This is a genomic window from Escherichia sp. MOD1-EC5495, assembly GCF_002965965.1.
GTDB lineage: Bacteria > Pseudomonadota > Gammaproteobacteria > Enterobacterales > Enterobacteriaceae > Escherichia > Escherichia ruysiae.
Genome location: NZ_PTRI01000005.1, coordinates 26,801 through 46,169, shown reverse-complemented (window position 1 = coordinate 46,169; position 19,369 = coordinate 26,801). Strand labels below are relative to the sequence as shown.

Genomic DNA, 19,369 nt, shown 5'->3' with positions numbered 1-19,369 from the left:
CTACCTCTAAAGGTGGCATCATGACTGAACAAGCAGAAAAAAAACACTCTGCATTTTGGGGTGTTATGGTTATAGCAGGTACAGTAATCGGTGGAGGTATGTTTGCTTTACCTGTTGATCTTGCCGGCGCCTGGTTTTTCTGGGGTGCCTTTATCCTTATCATTGCCTGGTTTTCAATGCTACATTCTGGGTTACTATTATTAGAAGCAAATTTAAATTATCCCGTCGGCTCCAGTTTTAATACCATCACTAAAGATTTAATCGGTAACACCTGGAACATTATCAGCGGCATTACCGTTGCCTTCGTTCTCTATATTCTCACTTACGCCTATATCTCTGCTAACGGCGCGATCATTAGCGAAACGATATCAATGAATTTGGGCTACCATGCCAATCCTCGCATTGTCGGGATCTGCACGGCCATTTTCGTCGCCAGCATATTATGGATAAGTTCGTTAGCCGCCAGCCGTATTACCTCATTGTTCCTCGGTCTGAAGATTATCTCCTTTGTCATTGTGTTTGGCTCTTTCTTCTTCCAGGTCGATTATTCCGTTCTACGTGATGCCACCAGCACGACTGCGGGGACGTCTTACTTCCCGTACATTTTTATGGCTCTGCCAGTGTGCCTTGCGTCATTTGGTTTCCACGGCAATATTCCCAGCCTGATTATTTGCTATGGCAAACGCAAAGATAAGCTAATCAAAAGCGTGGTTTTCGGTTCGCTGCTGGCACTGGTGATTTATCTCTTCTGGCTGTATTGCACGATGGGGAATATTCCACGTGAAAGTTTTAAAGCGATTATCTCCTCCGGCGGCAATGTCGATTCACTGGTGAAATCGTTCCTCGGCACCAAACAACATGGCATTATCGAGTTTTGCCTGCTGGTGTTCTCTAACTTGGCTGTCGCCAGTTCGTTCTTTGGCGTCACGCTGGGATTGTTCGATTATCTGGCGGATCTGTTTAAGATTGATAACTCCCACGCCGGTCGTTTCAAAACCGTGCTGTTAACCTTCCTGCCACCAGCGTTGTTGTATCTGGTCTTCCCGAACGGCTTTATTTACGGGATCGGCGGTGCCGGGCTGTGCGCCACCATCTGGGCGGTCATTATCCCTGCGGTACTGGCAATCAAAGCCCGCAAGAAGTTTCCCAACCAGATGTTCACGGTTTGGGGCGGCAATCTCATTCCAGCGATTGTTATCCTCTTTGGCATAGCCGTGATTTTGTGCTGGTTCGGTAACGTCTTTAACGTGTTACCTAAATTTGGCTAAGCTCTTCAAGAAGTCAGCGAACATTCGCTGGCTTCTTGCCTGCCAGGAAATCACTCATGTCCAAATGGCAACTCGCCTGATTTTCCTTCACCACGTATGCTTTGCGTCACCTTTCCGTCAGGACGCTTTAGCTCATGTCCCGTTTCTTAATTTGTAGTTTTGCCCTGGTTTTACTTTATCCCGCAGGGATTGATATGTACCTCGTTGGTTTACCGCGCATCGCCGCCGACCTCAATGCCAGCGAAGCGCAGTTGCATATTGCGTTCTCCGTTTATCTGGCGGGGATGGCGGCAGCGATGTTATTTGCCGGTAAAGTGGCCGATCGTTCAGGGAGAAAACCGGTCGCCATACCCGGCGCGGCGCTATTTATTATCGCCTCGGTGTTCTGTTCACTGGCTGAAACCAGCACGTTATTTCTTGCCGGGCGATTTCTGCAGGGGCTGGGCGCGGGCTGTTGTTACGTGGTGGCGTTCGCCATTTTGCGCGACACGCTGGATGATCGACGTCGGGCAAAAGTGCTGTCGTTACTCAACGGCATTACCTGCATCATTCCGGTGTTAGCGCCAGTGCTCGGACATCTGATTATGCTTAAATTCCCGTGGCAGAGTCTGTTCTGGGCGATGGCAATGATGGGCATCGCGGTACTGATATTGTCTTTGTTTATCTTAAAAGAAACGTGCCCTGCCGCCCCCGCAGCTTCTGACAAACCACGAGAAAATAGCGAGTCGCTGCTTAATCGGTTTTTCCTCAGCCGTGTTGTTATCACCACCCTCAGCGTTTCGGTGATCCTCACCTTCGTGAATACGTCGCCTGTATTGATGATGGAAATCATGGGTTTTGAGCGCGGAGAATACGCCACCATTATGGCGCTGACCGCAGGCGTCAGCATGACCGTTTCATTCTCCACGCCGTTTGCATTGGGAATTTTTAAGCCGCGAACGCTGATGATCACCTCGCAGGTGTTATTCCTGGCGGCGGGTATCACCCTTGCCATTTCACCTTCCCACGTGATTTCTCTGTTTGGCATCACGCTGATTTGCGCCGGTTTTTCGGTGGGCTTCGGCGTGGCAATGAGTCAGGCATTAGGCCCGTTTTCGTTGCGCGCAGGCGTGGCCAGCTCGACCTTAGGCATCGCGCAGGTTTGCGGTTCATCACTGTGGATTTGGCTGGCGGCGGTGGTCGGTGTCGGTACATGGAATATGCTGATCGGGATTCTGATTGCCTGTAGCATAGTGAGCCTGTTGCTGATTATGTTCGTCACTCCTGGACACCCCGTTACCGCTCATGAAGAAATCCATCACCACTCTTGACCTTAATTTGCTGCTCTGCCTGCAACTACTGATGCAGGAGCGCAGCGTAACCAAAGCGGCGAAGCGGATGAACGTAACGCCTTCGGCGGTGAGCAAGTCATTGGCAAAACTTCGGGCATGGTTTGATGATCCGCTCTTTGTGAATTCACCGCTGGGTCTGACGCCTACACCGCTGATGGTCAGCATGGAGCAAAATCTGGCGGAATGGATGCAAATGAGCAACCTGCTGCTGGATAAACCACACCACGAAACGCCGCGCGGTCTTAAGTTTGAACTGGCGGCAGAATCACCGCTGATGATGATCATGCTTAATGCGCTGTCGAAACGGATCTACCAACGTTACCCGCAGGCGACGATCAAATTGCGCAACTGGGATTACGATTCGCTGGATGCGATTACCCGTGGCGAAGTGGATATCGGCTTTTCCGGTCGTGAAAGCCATCCCCGTTCGCGGGAGCTACTAAGTTCACTGCCGTTATCCATTGATTATGAAGTGCTGTTTAGTGATGTACCCTGCGTCTGGCTACGCAAAGATCATCCGGCACTACGTGAAGCGTGGGATCTGGATACCTTTTTACGTTATCCGCATATCAGCATTTGCTGGGAACAGAGCGACACCTGGGCGCTGGACAATGTGTTACAGGAGCTAGGCCGAGAACGTACGATTACCATGAGTCTGCCAGAATTTGAGCAGGCGCTATTTATGGCGGCGCAGCCCGACAATATGCTACTGGCAACCGCGCCGCGCTACTGTCAGTACTACAATCAGCTCCACCAACTGCCGTTGGTTGCTCTTCCTCTCCCGTTTGACGAAAGCCAGCAAAAAAAGCTGGAAGTACCGTTTACTCTGCTGTGGCACAAACGGAATAGCCATAACCCAAAGCTCGTCTGGTTACGGGAAACCATAAAAAATATTTACGCCTCGATAGCATAATAAAATCGTATAAAACGCGACCATATTTCACGATGGAATGTAAAAAACATGTAATAAACTTATCCAAATCGAACTTTTCGCCTCTTTAGTCTGTCCATAGTTCCAGCAAATGATTACTCTTGTATTCATAATGGACCATTAAGCATGGAGCGAAAAATGGCGACTCACTTTGCCCGAGGGATTTTAACGGAAGGACATCTGATATCTGTTCGTCTCCCCTCCCGGTGTCATCAAGAAGCCCGAAATCTACCCCCTCATCGTCAAAGTCGTTTTCTGGCGTCCAGAGGTTTACTCGCAGAACTGATGTCTATGCTGTATGGCATAAGCGAATTACCAGAGATCGTCACCCAGGCTAAAGGAAAGCCGGTTTTCCTCGATAAAAATTTGCCATCATTTTCAATATCCTATGCCGGAAATATGGTCGGCGTGGCGTTAACAACCGAAGGTGAGTGTGGTCTCGATATGGAGCTACAGCGCGCGACACGCGGGTTTCATAGTCCCCACGCACCCGATAACCCTATTTTTTCCAGCAATGAATCGTTATGGATCAGTAAGCAGAACGATCCTAATGAAGCACGAGCACAACTCATTACTTTGCGCCGAAGCGTGCTAAAACTTACCGGCGATGTACTGAATGACGACCCGCGCGATCTGCAATTGCTGCCCATTGCCGGACGCCTGAAATGTGCCCATGTAAATCATGTAGAAGCGTTATGCGACGCAGAGGACGTGCTGGTGTGGTCCGTGGCGGTCACTCCTGCGATTGAGAAGCTCAGTGTCTGGGAGTTAGATGGTAAGCAAGGCTGGAAAAGTCTGCCGGATATTCACAGTCGCGCCAACAACCCCACCAGCCGGATGATGCGTTTTGCCCAGCTCTCTACCGTGAAGTCTTTTTCGCCAAATTGATAGACAACCACAGGAGTCATCATGTCTGAAAAATTGAAGGTGGTTACGTTACTGGGGAGCCTGCGCAAAGGCTCATTTAATGGCATGGTTGCACGTACACTGCCGAAAATTGCCCCTGCGGGTATGGAAGTTAATGCGTTACCTTCCATTGCCGACATTCCCCTGTATGACGCTGACGTACAGCAGGAAGAAGGTTTTCCAGCGACAGTTGAAGCTCTGGCGGAACAGATCCGTCAGGCTGACGGCGTAGTGATCGTCACGCCGGAATATAACTACTCCGTGCCGGGCGGACTGAAAAATGCCATCGACTGGCTATCTCGCCTGCCGGATCAACCGCTGGCCGGTAAACCGGTGTTGATTCAGACCAGCTCAATGGGCGTGATTGGCGGCGCGCGCTGTCAGTATCACCTGCGCCAGATTCTGGTTTTTCTCGACGCGATGGTAATGAACAAACCAGAGTTTATGGGCGGTGTGATTCAGAACAAAGTCGATCCGCAAACCGGAGAAGTGATTGATCAAGGAACACTGGATCACCTGACCGGGCAATTGACCGCATTTGGCGAGTTTATTCAGCGGGTGAAACTCTAAATAAAAAAACCCGCCAGCGGTAACTCATGGCGGGTTTTTTTAACGAGTTATCGATTTTAGTGGGCGTCGATAAACACAATCTTCAGGATAAACAGCAGCGCAACGATGATTACGCACGGACTTAGATCACGCAGACGTCCGGTGCCGATTTTCATTACGCAGTAGGAAATGAAGCCCAGCGCGATACCTTCGGTAATAGAAAAGCTGAACGGCATCATCACGGCGGTAATAAACGCCGGAACAGATTCAGTAAGATCCTGCCATTTCACGCGAGCAAGACTTGAAGTCATTAGTACGCCCACGTAGATCAGCGCGCCAGCAGCGGCATAGCCAGGCACCATTCCCGCCAACGGTGACAGGAAGATAACCAGCAGGAATAGCAGGCCGACAACCACTGCCGTCAGACCGGTACGACCGCCAACGGAAACGCCGGAAGAAGACTCAATGTACGCCGTGACGGAAGATGTACCGATAAATGAACCGGTAACAGAAGAGATACTGTCGACATACAGCGCCTGCTTCATGCGCGGAAATTTACCTTTCTCATCCGCCAGACCCGCTTTATCGGTCACGCCAATCAACGTACCGGAAGAGTCAAACAGGTTGACCAGCATGAAAGAGAAAATCACCCCTGCCAGTCCGAGGTTAAACGACCCGGCCAAATCCACATGACCCACTACCGTCATCACGCTCGGCGGTGCGGAGACAATGCCGTTGTAGTGCACATCACCCAGCATCCAGCCCAGCAGCGTCGTCACCACGATGGAAACCAGTACCGCCGCGTGAATGTTGCGCGAGGCCAGAATAGCAATGATGAAGAAGCCGAGGATACCTAGCAGCACGCTGTGAGAAGTCAGGTTACCGATGCTGACCAGCGTTTCCGGGTTAGCGACAATAACACCTGCGTTTTTCAGCCCCATCATACCAATGAACAGGCCGATACCGCTGGTGATCCCCACACGCAGACTCACCGGAATGTTGGCAATCATCCAGTAGCGAACGCGGAAAATCGTCAGTAACAGCAGACCAATCGCGCCCCAGAAGATTGCGCCCATCCCGACCTGCCATGGCAAGCCCATCGCCTGCACAACGACAAAAGCGAAGAACGCATTCAGACCCATAGCGGGAGCCAGCGCGACTGGCAGGTTAGCAAACAGCCCCATCAGAATACTGCCGAACGCAGCAATCAGACAGGTGGTGACGAAGACGGCGCTGGTGTCCATGCCAGCGACGCCGAGAATTTGCGGGTTAACAAAAACGATGTAAACCATCGTCAGGAAGGTGGTAAAACCAGCGATCACTTCGGTCCGTGCCGTCGTGCCATGTTCGCGCAGTTTAAACACGCGTTCCAGCATCCCCTGGCCAGAAGCCTGGGTTGTGTGTTGTTGACTCATTATCTATTTCCGAACAAGGAGGGAAAATCCGTCGCTATCGTATACCAAAATGAGACAATATGGACGGCTGAAGATAACTTTTTTTCATTGTATTTGCTTATACGGCAACGATTGCGTCACGCCAATCTGCATGACGAAAACGTTAAACTAACGATAAAGGAAAGACATGTCCCAGATAGAAGCGGTATTTTTCGACTGTGACGGTACGCTGGTCGATAGCGAGGTCATTTGCTCTCGCGCCTATGTCACAATGTTCAGGGAATTTGGCATTCACGTTGACCTGGAAGAAATTTTTACCCGTTTTAAAGGCGTAAAACTCTACGAAATCATCGACATCATTAGCAAAGAACAGGGCGTAGAAATAGTTCGTGCCGATGCCGAGCACGTTTACCGTGCGGAAGTGGCGCGTCTGTTTGATAGCGAACTGGAGGTGATTGCGGGTGCTAACGAATTGCTGGCGAGCGTTAACGTGCCGATGTGCGTCGTCTCTAACGGCCCGGTCAGCAAAATGCAACATTCGCTTGGCAAACTCAATATGCTGCACTATTTCCCGGAAAAACTGTTCAGCGGTTACGACATCCAACGCTGGAAGCCCGATCCGGCGTTAATGTTCCATGCTGCAAAAGCGATGAATGTGAACGTTGAAAACTGCATTCTGGTTGATGACTCCAGCGCCGGTGCGCAGTCAGGAATCGATGCCGGTATGGAAGTGTTTTACTTCTGCGCTGACCCGCACAATAAGCCGATCGTTCATCCGAAAGTCACTACTTTTACCCATCTTTCACAGTTACCAGAACTCTGGAAGGCTCGCGGCTGGGATATCACTCAGTAAATAAAGAGACCGGTGATATATCTCACCGGTCAGATTACGTACTCGCAGATTGCCGGATGCGGTATACGCTTAGCGTGACGCTTTCGGATCTTTTTCTGCCAGCAGTTTATCCAGCTCATCACCGCCGACGTGACGGAAATCCTGACCCTTCACGTAGTAGAAAATGTATTCACAGATATTCTGACAGCGGTCGCCGATACGTTCGATAGAACGCGCGCAGAACAGCGCGGTAAGTACGCTCGGAATGGTACGCGAATCTTCCATCATGTAGGTCATCAGTTGACGAACAATACCTTCGTACTCCTGATCGACTTTTTTATCTTCACGATAAATTCGTACCGCTTCGTCAATATCCATGCGCGCGAACGCGTCCAGCACGTCGTGCAGCATCTGGATGGTATGACGGCCCAGCGACTCCAGACTTACCAGCAACGGCTGATGCTGCTGGGAGAATTTCTCCAGCGCAGTACGGCAGATTTTGTCCGCCACGTCGCCAATACGCTCTAGCTCGGCAATGGTTTTACTGATCACCATCACCAGACGCAGATCGCTCGCCGTCGGCTGACGTTTGGCAATAATGCGTACGCAGGCTTCATCGATCGCCACTTCCATCATGTTGACGTTTTTGTCACCTTCGATCACACGCTTCGCCAGATCGCTGTCCTGGTTGTGCATGGCGGTGATGGCATCAGTAAGCTGTTGCTCCACCATGCCGCCCATGGTCATCACCTGCGTGCGGATGCTTTCCAGTTCGGCATTGAACTGGCCAGAAATATGTTTATTAAGATTGAGACTGTCCATAACGCACTCCTGAATCAACCGTAACGACCGGTGATGTAGTCTTCTGTTTGTTTCTTCGCTGGCTTGGTGAACAGATCGTCCGTGTTGCTGAACTCAATCAATTCGCCCATATACATAAATGCCGTGTGGTCGGAACAACGCGCAGCCTGCTGCATGTTGTGGGTGACGATCACCACGGTGTAATCCTGCTTCAGTTCGGTGATCAGCTCTTCAATACGCCCGGTGGAGATAGGGTCGAGTGCCGAACACGGTTCGTCGAGCAGCAGCACTTCCGGGCGAATGGCGATACCACGTGCAATGCACAGACGCTGTTGCTGACCACCAGAGAGAGAGTAACCGCTCTGGTGCAATTTATCTTTGGTTTCGTTCCACAATGCCGCCTTGGTCAGTGCCCACTGTACGCGCTCGTCCATGTCGGCACGAGAGAGCTTCTCAAACAGACGGACACCAAAAGCGATGTTGTCGTAAATGGACATCGGGAACGGCGTCGGTTTCTGGAACACCATGCCCACTTTCGCACGAAGCAGGGCGATATCCTGAGTGTTAGTCAGGATGTTGTCGCCATCGAGCAGAATTTCACCTTCCGCACGCTGATCCGGGTACAGTTCAAACATTTTATTGAAGGTACGCAGCAGCGTCGATTTACCGCAGCCGGACGGCCCGATAAACGCCGTAACCTGGTTTTTAGCGATATCCAGGTTGATGTTTTTCAGGGCATGGAATTTGCCGTAGTAGAAGTTCAAATTACGAACCTGAATTTTACTCGGGGCAGTTTCAACCATACTCATTGCAATCTTTTCCTCATCGTGCCTGATGCACTTCGCTAATCAGGCTTACCGTAGGCCGGATAAGGCGCTCACGCCGCATCCGGCAAAGTGTTAACCGTGTTTATTCTTCGCAAAAACAACGCGCGCCAGAATGTTCAGCAGCAGGACGCACAGGGTGATTATCAATACCCCGGCCCAGGCCAGTTGCTGCCATTCCGCAAATGGGCTCATCGCAAACTTAAAGATCGTCACCGGCAGGTTGGCAATCGGCTGCATCATGTCGGTGCTCCAGAACTGGTTGGAGAGCGCGGTAAACAGCAGCGGCGCAGTTTCACCAGCAATACGGGCAATCGCCAACAGGATACCGGTCATGATCCCGGATACCGACGCTTTCAGCGTAATCGCGGAGATCATCTTCCACTTCGGCGTACCCAGCGCATAAGCCGCTTCACGCAGGCTGTCCGGCACCAGTTTCAGCATGTTCTCGGTGGTACGGATAACAATCGGCACCTGCAACAGCGCCAGGGCAATTACGCCCGCCCAGCCGGAGAAGTGCTCCATCTGCGCCACCACGATGGTGTAAACAAACAGACCAACCACAATCGACGGTGCGGAGAGCAGAATGTCGTTAATGAAGCGAATCACTTCTGCCAGCCAGGATTTACGACCATATTCCGCCAGATAAATCCCCGCCATAATGCCCAGCGGCGTACCGAATACCGTGGCCCACAAAATTAACAGCCCGCTACCTGCCAGGGCGTTCGCCAGACCACCGCCTTCCGTATTTGGCGGTGGCGTCATTTCAGTGAACAGCGCCAGCGACATACCGTCGATACCGCGAGTGATGGTGGACATTAAAATCCAGATCAGCCAGAACAGGCCGAAGGCCATCGTCGCCATCGAGAGCGTCAGCGCAATACGGTTTTTTAGGCGGCGACGCGCCTGCATTTTACGGCGGGATTCAGCCAGCGCCGCAGTGGTTTGCATTTCAACCATAGCCATTAGCGTGCCCCCTCATTCTTAGCCAGGCGCATAATCATAAACTTCGATGCGGCGAGGACGATGAAGGTAATCACAAACAGGATCAGGCCCAGTTCCATCAGTGCGGCAACGTGCAGACCGGATTCCGCTTCCGCAAATTCGTTCGCCAGTGCAGAGGTGATACTGTTGCCCGGCATGTACAGCGAGGCGCTGTCGAGCTGGTAGGTGTTACCGATAATAAAGGTCACCGCCATGGTTTCACCGAGCGCACGCCCCAGCCCCAGCATGATGCCGCCGATAACCCCATTTTTGGTGAACGGAAGAACGATACGCCAGATAACTTCCCAGGTGGTGCAGCCAATACCGTAGGCCGACTCTTTCATCATCACCGGAGTTTGCTCGAACACATCGCGCATTACCGCCGCAATGTACGGAATAATCATGATGGCGAGGATCACGCCTGCCGCGAGGATACCGATACCAAATGCCGGGCCAGAGAACAGCGCGCCAACAATCGGGATATTCGACAAAATATTGCCGACCGGCTCCTGGAAGTAAACGGCGAACAGCGGCGCAAAGATAAACAGGCCCCACATGCCGTAAACGATACTTGGAATGGCTGCCAGCAGCTCAATGGCGATACCCAGCGGGCGCTTCAGCCAGCCTGGCGCAAGCTCGGTCAGGAACAGGGCGATACCGAAACTCACCGGAACGGCGATCAGCAGCGCGATAAACGAGGTCACCAGCGTACCGTAGATCGGCACCAGCGCCCCGTAAATATCGTTCGGTGCATCCCACTCTTTGGTCCACAGGAAAGCCAGACCAAATTTCTGAATGCTCGGCCAGGAGGAGATGATCAGAGAGACAATAATGCCACCCAACATCAATAGCACAATCAGCGCCGCCAGTTTTACCAGCACGCTGAAAATTATGTCGCCCTTTTTACCCGGTGGGTTAAAAGCAGGCTTGGTTGCAGCCATAAGTTACTCTTCAGTTAAACGCGTTTACAAAGTCATTTTGTAATGCCGGATACGACGTAAAGACCTTATCCGGCATGGTGTTTTATTAGTACAGCGGCTTACCGCTACTGTCTTTAATATTGGTCTTCCACGCAGCGCGAACCTGTTCTACAACGCTCTCCGGCAGGCTGGCGTAATCCAGGTCATTAGCCTGTTTAGCCCCGGTTTTGTATGCCCAGTCGAAGAACTTCAGCACTTCTACACCCTGCTCAGGTTTCTTCTGATCTTTGTGGATCAGTATGAACGTGGTAGAGGTGATCGGCCATGCATCTTCGCCTTTCTGGTTGGTCAGATCCTGAGCGAAGGTTTTGCTCCAGTCTGCGCCTTTTGCTGCATTGGCAAAATTTTCTTCGGTCGGACTAACCGGTTTGCCATCAGCGGAGATCAGTTTGGTGTACGCCAGGTTGTTCTGCTTCGCGTAAGCATATTCAACGTAACCAATGGCACCCGGCAGACGCTGAACGAACGCGGCGATACCGTCGTTACCTTTACCGCCCAGACCGATCGGCCATTTTACGGTAGAGCCAGTGCCAACGTTGTTTTTCCACTCTTCGTTCACTTTCGCCAGGTAGCTGGTGAAGACGAAGGAAGTACCGGAGCCATCTGCGCGGCGCACTACGGCAATGTTCTGTGAAGGCAGTTTCAGACCCGGATTCAGTTTGGCGATGGCTTCGTCATCCCACTTTTTGATTTTGCCCAGGTAGATGTCACCGAGAGTTTTACCATCCAGCACCAGTTCACCAGATTTCAGACCCGGCAGGTTAACCGCCAGTACCACGCCGCCAATCACGGTCGGGAACTGGAAAAGACCTTCCTGAGCCAGTTTTTCGTCAGACAACGGCGCATCAGAAGCACCGAAATCAACGGTGTTAGCGATAATCTGTTTTACGCCACCGGAAGAACCGATACCCTGGTAGTTAACTTTATTACCGGTTTCTTTCTGGTAAGTGTCAGCCCATTTGGCATACACCGGCGCAGGGAAGGTTGCACCTGCACCTGTCAGGCTTGCTTCTGCAAACACAGAGAAAGCACTCATCGATAAGGTCGCGGCGACAACAGTTGCGACGGTGGTACGCATAACTTTCATAATGTCTCCTGGGAGGATTCATAAAGCATTGTTTGTTGGCTACGAGAAGCAAAATAGGACAAACAGGTGACAGTTATATGTAAGGTTTATGACAGTTTTATGACAAATCAGAATTATTATTTAAACATTTGATTTATTTGAATAAAAAAAGAAAAGCGATGTCATCGTTTTGTCATGTCGAATGAAAATATGCAGGCAAAAATACGTAAAATGACAACGGTGTGAGGAGCACCGCTGTCAGTTCGGTTAGCGAACAATCTCAATTGTTATGGTTGCAGTCGCGGTAAATGTTCCTGGCGCAGGGCGAGCTCCAGTGAGGCTTGCAGGTGCGGCAGAAAAAGTGACGTTACCAGCTTTCTCGCCATAGACGGTTGTTTTGCCCATATCTGTCGACAATTCGCCTCCGTTTACTTTGATTTCCTTATTATTTTTATCGTAGATTTTTACCCCCACGTTGGGGTTTGACGTTACAACCATTGAGTTATCGGTACTGGATTCTGTAGCATAAAATGATGTGGTGATATCGTCTGTATTCAGTAATCCTAAGTTTTCACACTCAATAGTGACGGTTTTAGTGATTTTATGCGTTGTTACCGCATTCCCGGCAACAGATGAAAAATCTGCGGCGGGTATTTCTTTAAAATCAAAATAAATCGGCTGTAAATTATTAATTTCGCAGGTTTGTGCCGCAGTTATATCGCCACGAATGTAAACGTCTGCCAGCGGTTGAGAATAATCAACCGGAGTATCACGACTTATAGTTCCATACAACGTAGATATATGTGTTTCAGGAATAATTAACTTTCCTGCAAATGTTTTTTTAATGTAAAAATAAATTTGAGCTTTAGCACCACTGGAAATATTTAAAGGAGCTGCGCGACCACAATCATAATAAGAAGATGGTTTATTAGCTTTATATTCAAATGGCGCATTAACCATTCCTACACCGAGAATATCTATCGCAATCCCCACATCGAGATTGGGATTAAGATTATAATAATTCAAATTTGAATGAACACCAGAGAAACTTAACGCATTATTAATTATGGCAGTATAGTAAATATAGGAAAACCGACCTATAGATCCTGTATCACAATGACAGCGCCCCGGGTAAGAAGCCCCATTAGTCACTGTGGTATTGAATAACGTCCCAACCTTATTCTGGTTTGCTGTAATAAGGTAGCCTGAAAAATCAAGCGTACTATGAAAAGCACCATTATCTGGGGTGCAGATACCTTTAGGAGCAGCTAGAGTTGTGCCACTAAAAGAGATAATAAGAACAGCTAGCCACCATCGTATAATATTCTTGTTCATAAAAATCCTTTTAATGACATGTCACGTCTTGCTCAATTAATCCACTTTCACTTGCAGGTAATGAGAGTGTGTAATCGAAGGTACATTTTGTGGTCGCATTTTCGCCCCAGGATAATGTTACTTGCCCCTTTTCAGGAAGTCCCGAGAGATAAAGCTCGCCATGCTCCCCCACAATCCCTGAGTTTGCAGAGGACGTACTTTGTACTGAAGCCATCGCACCAAATGGTGCTGGCTTACCGTTTACATTCATGACTCTGAATAAAACACGGTAACCCACATGCGTAACAAACTCTGCTTTAACCACCGCGCCACGCGTCGGAATCATCGTCACGACGGTATTATCAAGCTCGATATTTGCTTTCGAGAAATAGTTATCACTGATTGCCACTCGGTTTTCATCATACGGATTTAGTTGTGTCTTGACCGTGTAGCCACGCCAGTCCGTTGCGGCACCGCGCATATTATCAATTTCCAGCCCGGCTGCGCCTGGTGCTTTAACCAGAGCGATGGTTTCACCTAACTCCTGACTTAACGTTACCCCTTCGCTGTGCGCCAGAATACCGCCCTTAATGCCGTAATTGAGTCGCTGGGAATTTTGGCTGTAATTATAACTGCCGTTCAGTGAACCGTAGGTGCCGTCATAAGACAGCGACATATTACCGCCAACTTCATCATCGTGGCTGTTATAAGTCTGCATTAAATTCCAGGACAGATTATTTTTTTCCAGGGCTGTTCCGCTTATCCCTACTTGATGTGAACTACCGGAATTATCATTTTGTGAAACGGAATACGTGGCGTAGCTATTTCCCCACCAGCCAGATAAAGGCACAGATAAAGAGAGCATGTAGATCTGCTCACTGCTGTTATCACTGGCATAATTATTACTCGTCCCCTGACGAGCGGTATTGGAATAACTCCAGGATATATTCCACGAGAGACGCTTCCAGCTACTGCTGTAGCCAAATTGCATTAATCGTTCAACATCATCGGTATGCCAGTACTGCTGACGACTTAGTGTCAGGTATACGTTGCCGTAATCTCTTCCCAGCGACTGCGTTAGCGTTCCTTCCACACGACTGCGGCGGTTACCTGTTTGCCAGAAATCGTCAGGACTGTTGCTCCGTGACGCCCATTCGTTGAGGGTATAGTAGCCTTCGGTGGAATAACGATAGCCAACCAGACGTAAACTGGTGTCCGTATCATCAAAACGTTTCGAATACAGAAAGCGATAGGACTGTCCGGTTTCCGTATCATCATGACTAAATTTTGCACGCGCATGAGTCACATCGAACGAGATAGCGCCCAAAGAACCAAGATCTTTACCCATCCCCAACGCTGCTGAACCATAATTCTCGGCAGCCTGTAAACCACCATATAACGTAAACCCGTGCAGCAGGCCATGAAGGATCTGCGCCTGGATGACATCTGGCGCAAATCCATCTTCATCACGTAATTCACCCACACTGATATCGACATCCGTTTGACCTTCACGCTTAAGGATTGCCAAAGTGGCGTAAGGTTGGGTGAATCGTTGTTCGCTACCATCTTCTTCCTTGATAGTTACGTCCAAATCTCCCCCCGAACTGGCAGTGTTCAGGTCGGTAATTTCAAAGGCACCTTGTGGAACGGCAGACTGGTAAATCACATAACCACTTTGACGAATGATGACCGTGGCGTTGGACTTGGCAATGCCACGTACCACAGGGGCAAACCCATTCTGGCTGGCAGGCAACATATCGTTATCGGTATAAAGACGTGCGCCACGGATTTGCGTACTGTCGAAAATATCGCTCGCCGTCCAAGTATCGCCGATCATAATCTGGCTTCGTAACGCGGCAATATTACGTTGTATCCAGGTGCTTATAGAGTTGTAATCCGCACGACCATCGGTTGTGTTTAAGGTACTGTAATTGCGTAATCGCCACGGCCCAATATTCAGTCCGTTGCGCAGGTTGAGATAACTGGTATTCGTCTCCTGAGAACCATAATCCGAACGCAGGGTATGTGAACCGGAAAAATCGTAGTTGATGGTGAGTGCATTAATTCCCTCATCCCAACGCGTAGGGCTTATGTAATCGTAGGCCATCGCGTCCATGTAGATTTGGGGAATGGAGATATTCAGTTGCAGTTTATCGCTGTCCAGTTGCCAGGATGAGCCTTCAATGCGTGGCTCAGGATCAATACAGACCGTTTCATCCACATCATTGAGCGATTTCAGTGCATCAACTTTTACGCCAAAGGAGGTCAGCGTTTTTTTAATAGCGACAAAGCAGGCGTGTAAATCAGCATCGGGATTATCCTGAACAAATGTCACATCCTGACGTTCAAACATTTTACCGTTGATAAAAATATCAACGCTATAAACGCCGGGAGGCATCATATTTGCCCGGTTAAACTGACGAATGTCGACCCCGGATTGATGGTCGATTTCCAGTAGCGCCGGATTAAATACGCTGACCTGGGCCATCAGACTATGTGAGAATATCAGACACGTCCCTGCCATCAGGCCAACCGCTATTCTGGTCGTAACCATAATACGCCTATCCTTATGCCATGCTTACAGCGCGTTTTTTAGCGGTTCGCTTATCGCGCCATAATCATTTATGAATCGCCAGGTCATTTGGTTACCCGCAGAATTGGCAGGCAACGGTAAAGAGAGCGTTTCGAAAGGACGGATCATGTTGAGAGGCACATCATGGCCATCAACAATGACATCCATCACACTGATATGAATCGGGTTTGGATTTTCAGCAATCAGATTTTTTCCTTCACGACGCCACTTAACCTTAGGCGCTGCATCTTCAGGAATAAGGCTAATAGTTGCTGGTCGCCAGAACAGCTTGATACGCGTTTTAACAGCAATTTCCAATGAGTTCGCTGCTTTATTGGTTGCTGCAGGCGGAATATTTTTGATATTCAGCCAGAAGACGGATTCACGGTCGTCGGGTAATGACATTCCCTTCATGTGAAGAATACGTAATACTTTTTCTTGTCCGGGTTCAAGTCGGGATACAGGAGGTATAACAGTAAAGGGCGCTTTACTTTTATCATCTTTATTAAACGGATCCACCCATGACTGGATGAGATAAGGGATCTTTTCTTCCTTGCTGAATACAGAAATAGATTTATCTGCATTATTACTTATGTAAACAACCCGCGTACCGCCAATGACAACGCCTGCATAGGTTAATGCTGGCTGGCCTAAAAAAAGGCTTAATATAATCGCGATAAATAATTTGTACCAAAGGGTTGTTTTAAAGAGCCTGATTAAACAACTTTTTCTGGACATAATAACTCCCTGGCCAAAGCCAACTGAATAAAAAGGCTCTGATAAATTATTTCTTATATTCGATAGTAAATTGTGAATCGGCGTTCGCTGTACCCGCCGTTACGACTGCATTTGTTGCAACATAGCGTGCAATAAATTTCATTTCCGCAGCGCCGTTACCATCGATTGTGGTATAAGCTGAGTCGTTATAAAGTTTGACCTGAGAGTTGTCAGCCTGGTTAAAGATACGGATACCAACACCAGTGGCCACAATCGCTGCCCCGGTGCCGGTATAATCACCCGGATCGGCAGCTGTAGTCGGAGTACCCACTTTCAGATCGCCATCGCCGCCAGGTGCTTCTGTACCATCAAAACGAACCGCAGCCTGCGTGTACGTTGCCGGACATTTCTCCAGTTTAATACTAAACTGCTGTGGCGATGCCATGCTGCCTACACCCGAAAATGCATTTTTACTGACTTTTCCAAAAGGAACGGTTTGATCCGCTGTATCGGAGGTAACTTCACAACTACTGTCAACAATTTCACCAACAAAGTGAACAACACCATCCTCTGCGAGCGCATGTCCGGCCAGCATTAAAGATGCCAGCGTGAATGCACCACCAATAATATTACGTTTCATAAAAACTCCATTGATATAATATATCCTTCAACCCGAACCATACACTTATATTAATAAGTGTATTTATGATTCGCACACATATTACATTAATGACACAGGTTTAGCTAAATTAATATTTATAAATCAATCTGAGAATATAAATTTATTATATAAATATTATTAAAATAATAGTAAATCAAGTTCGTAAGCGGACATTGGTAAAAATTCGGAATATATTTATTTAGTTATCTAAATGGAAAGTTTATTGAAAATAAATATGAAAAAGGGCCACCCACTGGCAGCCCTTGCTTACTTAACAGTTAGTATTACTCAACCGTAACCGATTTCGCCAGGTTACGCGGCTGGTCAACATCAGTGCCTTTGATCAGTGCGACATGGTACGCCAGCAGTTGCAGCGGAACGGTGTAGAAGATTGGTGCAATCACCTCTTCCACATGCGGCATCTCGATGATGTGCATGTTGTCGCTGCTCACAAAACCAGCGTCCTGATCGGCAAAAACGTACAACTGACCGCCACGCGCGCGAACTTCTTCAATGTTGGATTTCAGTTTTTCCAACAGTTCGTTGTTTGGCGCAACGACGATAACCGGCATATCTGCATCAATCAGCGCCAGCGGACCGTGTTTCAGTTCACCCGCAGCGTAGGCTTCAGCATGAATATAGGAGATCTCTTTCAGCTTCAATGCGCCTTCCAGCGCGATGGGGTACTGATCGCCACGGCCCAGGAACAGCGCGTGATGTTTGTCAGAGAAATCTTCTGCCAGGGCTTCAATGCGTTTGTCCTGAGACAGCATCTGCTCAATACGGCTCGGCAGCGCCTGCAGACCATGCACGATGTCATGTTCAATGGAAGCATCCAGACCTTTCAGGCGAGACAGTTTGGCCACCAGCATCAACAGCACAGTTAACTGAGTGGTAAATGCTTTGGTAGATGCCACGCCAATTTCAGTACCGGCATTGGTCATCAGCGCCAGATCGGATTCACGCACCAGAGAAGAGCCAGGAACGTTACAGATTGCCAGCGAACCAAGGTAACCCAGCTCTTTTGACAGACGCAGGCCAGCCAGAGTATCTGCCGTTTCACCAGACTGTGACAGAGTGATCATCAGACTGTTACGACGCACGGCTGATTTGCGATAGCGGAATTCAGAGGCGATTTCGACGTCGCACGGAATGCCTGCCAGCGATTCAAACCAGTAGCGGGAAACCATACCAGAGTTGTAAGAAGTGCCACAGGCGAGGATCTGAATATGCTCAACCTTCGACAGAAGTTCATCGGCGTTCGGGCCCAGCTCGCTTAGATCAACCTGACCGTGGCTGATACGTCCGGCGAGAGTGTTTTTGATGGCGTTTGGCTGTTCGTAGATCTCTTTCTGCATGTAGTGGCGGTAAATACCTTTATCGCCTGCGTCATATTGCAGATTGGATTCGATATCCTGACGTTTTACTTCCGCGCCAGATTTATCGAAGATGTTTACCGAACGGCGAGTGATTTCCGCAATATCGCCCTCTTCAAGGAAGATAAAGCGACGAGTCACTGGCAACAGCGCCAGCTGGTCAGAAGCGATAAAGTTTTCGCCCATACCGAGGCCAATCACCAGCGGGCTACCGGAACGTGCCGCCAGCAAAGTATCCGGGTTGCGGGTGTCCATGATCACCGTACCGTACGCGCCACGCAGTTGCGGGATAGCACGCAGAACGGCCTCACGCAGGGTGCCGCCCTGTTTCAGTTCCCAGTTCACCAGGTGAGCAATAACTTCGGTGTCAGTTTCAGAAACAAAGGTATAGCCACGCGCTTTTAACGCTTCGCGCAGCGGCTCATGGTTTTCGATGATGCCGTTATGCACCACCACAATGTGTTCAGAAACATGCGGATGCGCATTCGCTTCAGAAGGTTCGCCGTGGGTTGCCCAGCGAGTGTGAGCAATACCGGTGCCGCCATGCAGAGGATGTTCTTCCGCTGCCTGAGCCAGCATCTGGACTTTACCGAGACGACGTAAGCGGGTCATATTTCCGTTTGCGTCGACAACAGCCAGACCGGCAGAGTCATAACCACGGTATTCCAGACGACGTAAACCTTCGAGAAGGATTTCAGCTACATCACGTTGCGCGATCGCGCCAACAATTCCACACATAGTTTTTAATTCCGATTGATATCGTTGTCGGTCAACCTGTATGCCCGATTTTTCGGGCGCCCCGAGCCTTGTAGAGAGTGGGGTTATTTTTATAGTTACTGCTTGTGGGCGGGAGATTATGTTAT

The 19,369-nt window shown here is 49.3% G+C and carries 17 protein-coding genes; 6 read left to right on the top strand and 11 right to left on the bottom strand.

Annotated features, from left to right (window positions below; all coding sequences use genetic code 11):
- The first annotated feature begins 20 nt into the window (after positions 1 to 20).
- The 5 genes from tnaB (at position 21) to yieF (ending at position 5,006) form a co-directional block, all read left to right on the top strand.
- Positions 21 to 1,268, top strand: a complete 1,248-nt coding sequence (gene tnaB / locus BEG40_RS05315) for a low affinity tryptophan permease TnaB (RefSeq protein WP_000138821.1) — start codon at positions 21 to 23, stop codon at positions 1,266 to 1,268.
- A gap of 134 nt (positions 1,269 to 1,402) precedes the next feature.
- A complete protein-coding gene (gene mdtL, locus BEG40_RS05310; protein ID WP_105285016.1) occupies positions 1,403 to 2,578 on the top strand; it encodes a multidrug efflux MFS transporter MdtL in 1,176 nt (391 codons plus the stop codon).
- A complete protein-coding gene (gene yidZ / locus BEG40_RS05305) occupies positions 2,553 to 3,512 on the top strand; it encodes an HTH-type transcriptional regulator YidZ (protein ID WP_105285015.1) in 960 nt (319 codons plus the stop codon). Before mdtL ends, yidZ begins: the two co-directional genes overlap by 26 nt.
- Before the next feature lie 156 nt (positions 3,513 to 3,668).
- Positions 3,669 to 4,418 carry a 4'-phosphopantetheinyl transferase family protein gene (locus BEG40_RS05300; RefSeq protein ID WP_010347267.1) on the top strand — a complete coding sequence of 250 codons (750 nt, stop codon included), beginning with the start codon at positions 3,669 to 3,671 and terminating at the stop codon, positions 4,416 to 4,418.
- 21 nt (positions 4,419 to 4,439) lie between these two features.
- The gene (yieF, locus tag BEG40_RS05295) at positions 4,440 to 5,006 is read left to right on the top strand and encodes a class I chromate reductase YieF (RefSeq protein ID WP_001291116.1); all 567 of its coding nucleotides are present in this window, start codon (positions 4,440 to 4,442) and stop codon (positions 5,004 to 5,006) included.
- Between the two features lie 56 nt (positions 5,007 to 5,062).
- Here yieF and adeP read toward each other — a convergent pair whose 3' ends face one another.
- A complete protein-coding gene (adeP, locus tag BEG40_RS05290) occupies positions 5,063 to 6,400 on the bottom strand; it encodes an adenine permease AdeP (RefSeq protein ID WP_010354153.1) in 1,338 nt (445 codons plus the stop codon).
- 166 nt (positions 6,401 to 6,566) lie between these two features.
- Here adeP and yieH point away from each other — a divergent pair, with 166 nt between their 5' ends.
- Complete coding sequence (gene yieH, locus BEG40_RS05285; protein ID WP_000078046.1) at positions 6,567 to 7,232, top strand: 6-phosphogluconate phosphatase; 666 nt, start codon at positions 6,567 to 6,569, stop codon at positions 7,230 to 7,232.
- A 69-nt stretch (positions 7,233 to 7,301) separates the two neighbouring features.
- Here the strand turns inward: yieH and phoU are convergent, their stop codons facing one another.
- From phoU to glmS, 10 genes are all read right to left on the bottom strand, one after another.
- Complete coding sequence (gene phoU / locus BEG40_RS05280) at positions 7,302 to 8,033, bottom strand: phosphate signaling complex protein PhoU (RefSeq protein WP_000377802.1); 732 nt, start codon at positions 8,031 to 8,033, stop codon at positions 7,302 to 7,304.
- A gap of 14 nt (positions 8,034 to 8,047) precedes the next feature.
- Positions 8,048 to 8,821, bottom strand: a complete 774-nt coding sequence (gene pstB, locus BEG40_RS05275; RefSeq protein WP_000063120.1) for a phosphate ABC transporter ATP-binding protein PstB — start codon at positions 8,819 to 8,821, stop codon at positions 8,048 to 8,050.
- A gap of 90 nt (positions 8,822 to 8,911) precedes the next feature.
- Positions 8,912 to 9,802 carry a phosphate ABC transporter permease PstA gene (gene pstA, locus BEG40_RS05270; RefSeq protein ID WP_001251991.1) on the bottom strand — a complete coding sequence of 297 codons (891 nt, stop codon included), beginning with the start codon at positions 9,800 to 9,802 and terminating at the stop codon, positions 8,912 to 8,914.
- Positions 9,802 to 10,761, bottom strand: coding sequence for a phosphate ABC transporter permease PstC (gene pstC, locus BEG40_RS05265; protein WP_000741617.1), 960 nt, complete (start codon positions 10,759 to 10,761; stop codon positions 9,802 to 9,804). Before pstC ends, pstA begins: the two co-directional genes overlap by 1 nt.
- Before the next feature lie 85 nt (positions 10,762 to 10,846).
- Positions 10,847 to 11,887, bottom strand: a complete 1,041-nt coding sequence (gene pstS / locus BEG40_RS05260) for a phosphate ABC transporter substrate-binding protein PstS (protein ID WP_000867164.1) — start codon at positions 11,885 to 11,887, stop codon at positions 10,847 to 10,849.
- A gap of 246 nt (positions 11,888 to 12,133) precedes the next feature.
- Positions 12,134 to 13,201 (bottom strand): fimbrial protein, encoded by a 1,068-nt coding sequence (locus BEG40_RS05255; protein ID WP_016231524.1) that lies wholly within the window; start codon positions 13,199 to 13,201, stop codon positions 12,134 to 12,136.
- A 10-nt stretch (positions 13,202 to 13,211) separates the two neighbouring features.
- The gene (gene lpfC-O113 / locus BEG40_RS05250) at positions 13,212 to 15,734 is read right to left on the bottom strand and encodes a long polar fimbrial usher protein LpfC-O113 (protein WP_105285014.1); all 2,523 of its coding nucleotides are present in this window, start codon (positions 15,732 to 15,734) and stop codon (positions 13,212 to 13,214) included.
- Between the two features lie 24 nt (positions 15,735 to 15,758).
- Complete coding sequence (lpfB-O113, locus tag BEG40_RS05245) at positions 15,759 to 16,490, bottom strand: long polar fimbrial chaperone LpfB-O113 (protein WP_000088107.1); 732 nt, start codon at positions 16,488 to 16,490, stop codon at positions 15,759 to 15,761.
- 46 nt (positions 16,491 to 16,536) lie between these two features.
- Positions 16,537 to 17,109: a chaperone-usher fimbrial major subunit gene (locus tag BEG40_RS05240; protein WP_105285013.1), complete on the bottom strand. Its 573-nt coding sequence runs from the start codon at positions 17,107 to 17,109 to the stop codon at positions 16,537 to 16,539.
- A gap of 305 nt (positions 17,110 to 17,414) precedes the next feature.
- Positions 17,415 to 19,244: a glutamine--fructose-6-phosphate transaminase (isomerizing) gene (gene glmS / locus BEG40_RS05235; protein ID WP_000334113.1), complete on the bottom strand. Its 1,830-nt coding sequence runs from the start codon at positions 19,242 to 19,244 to the stop codon at positions 17,415 to 17,417.
- Between the last annotated feature and the right edge of the window lie 125 nt (positions 19,245 to 19,369).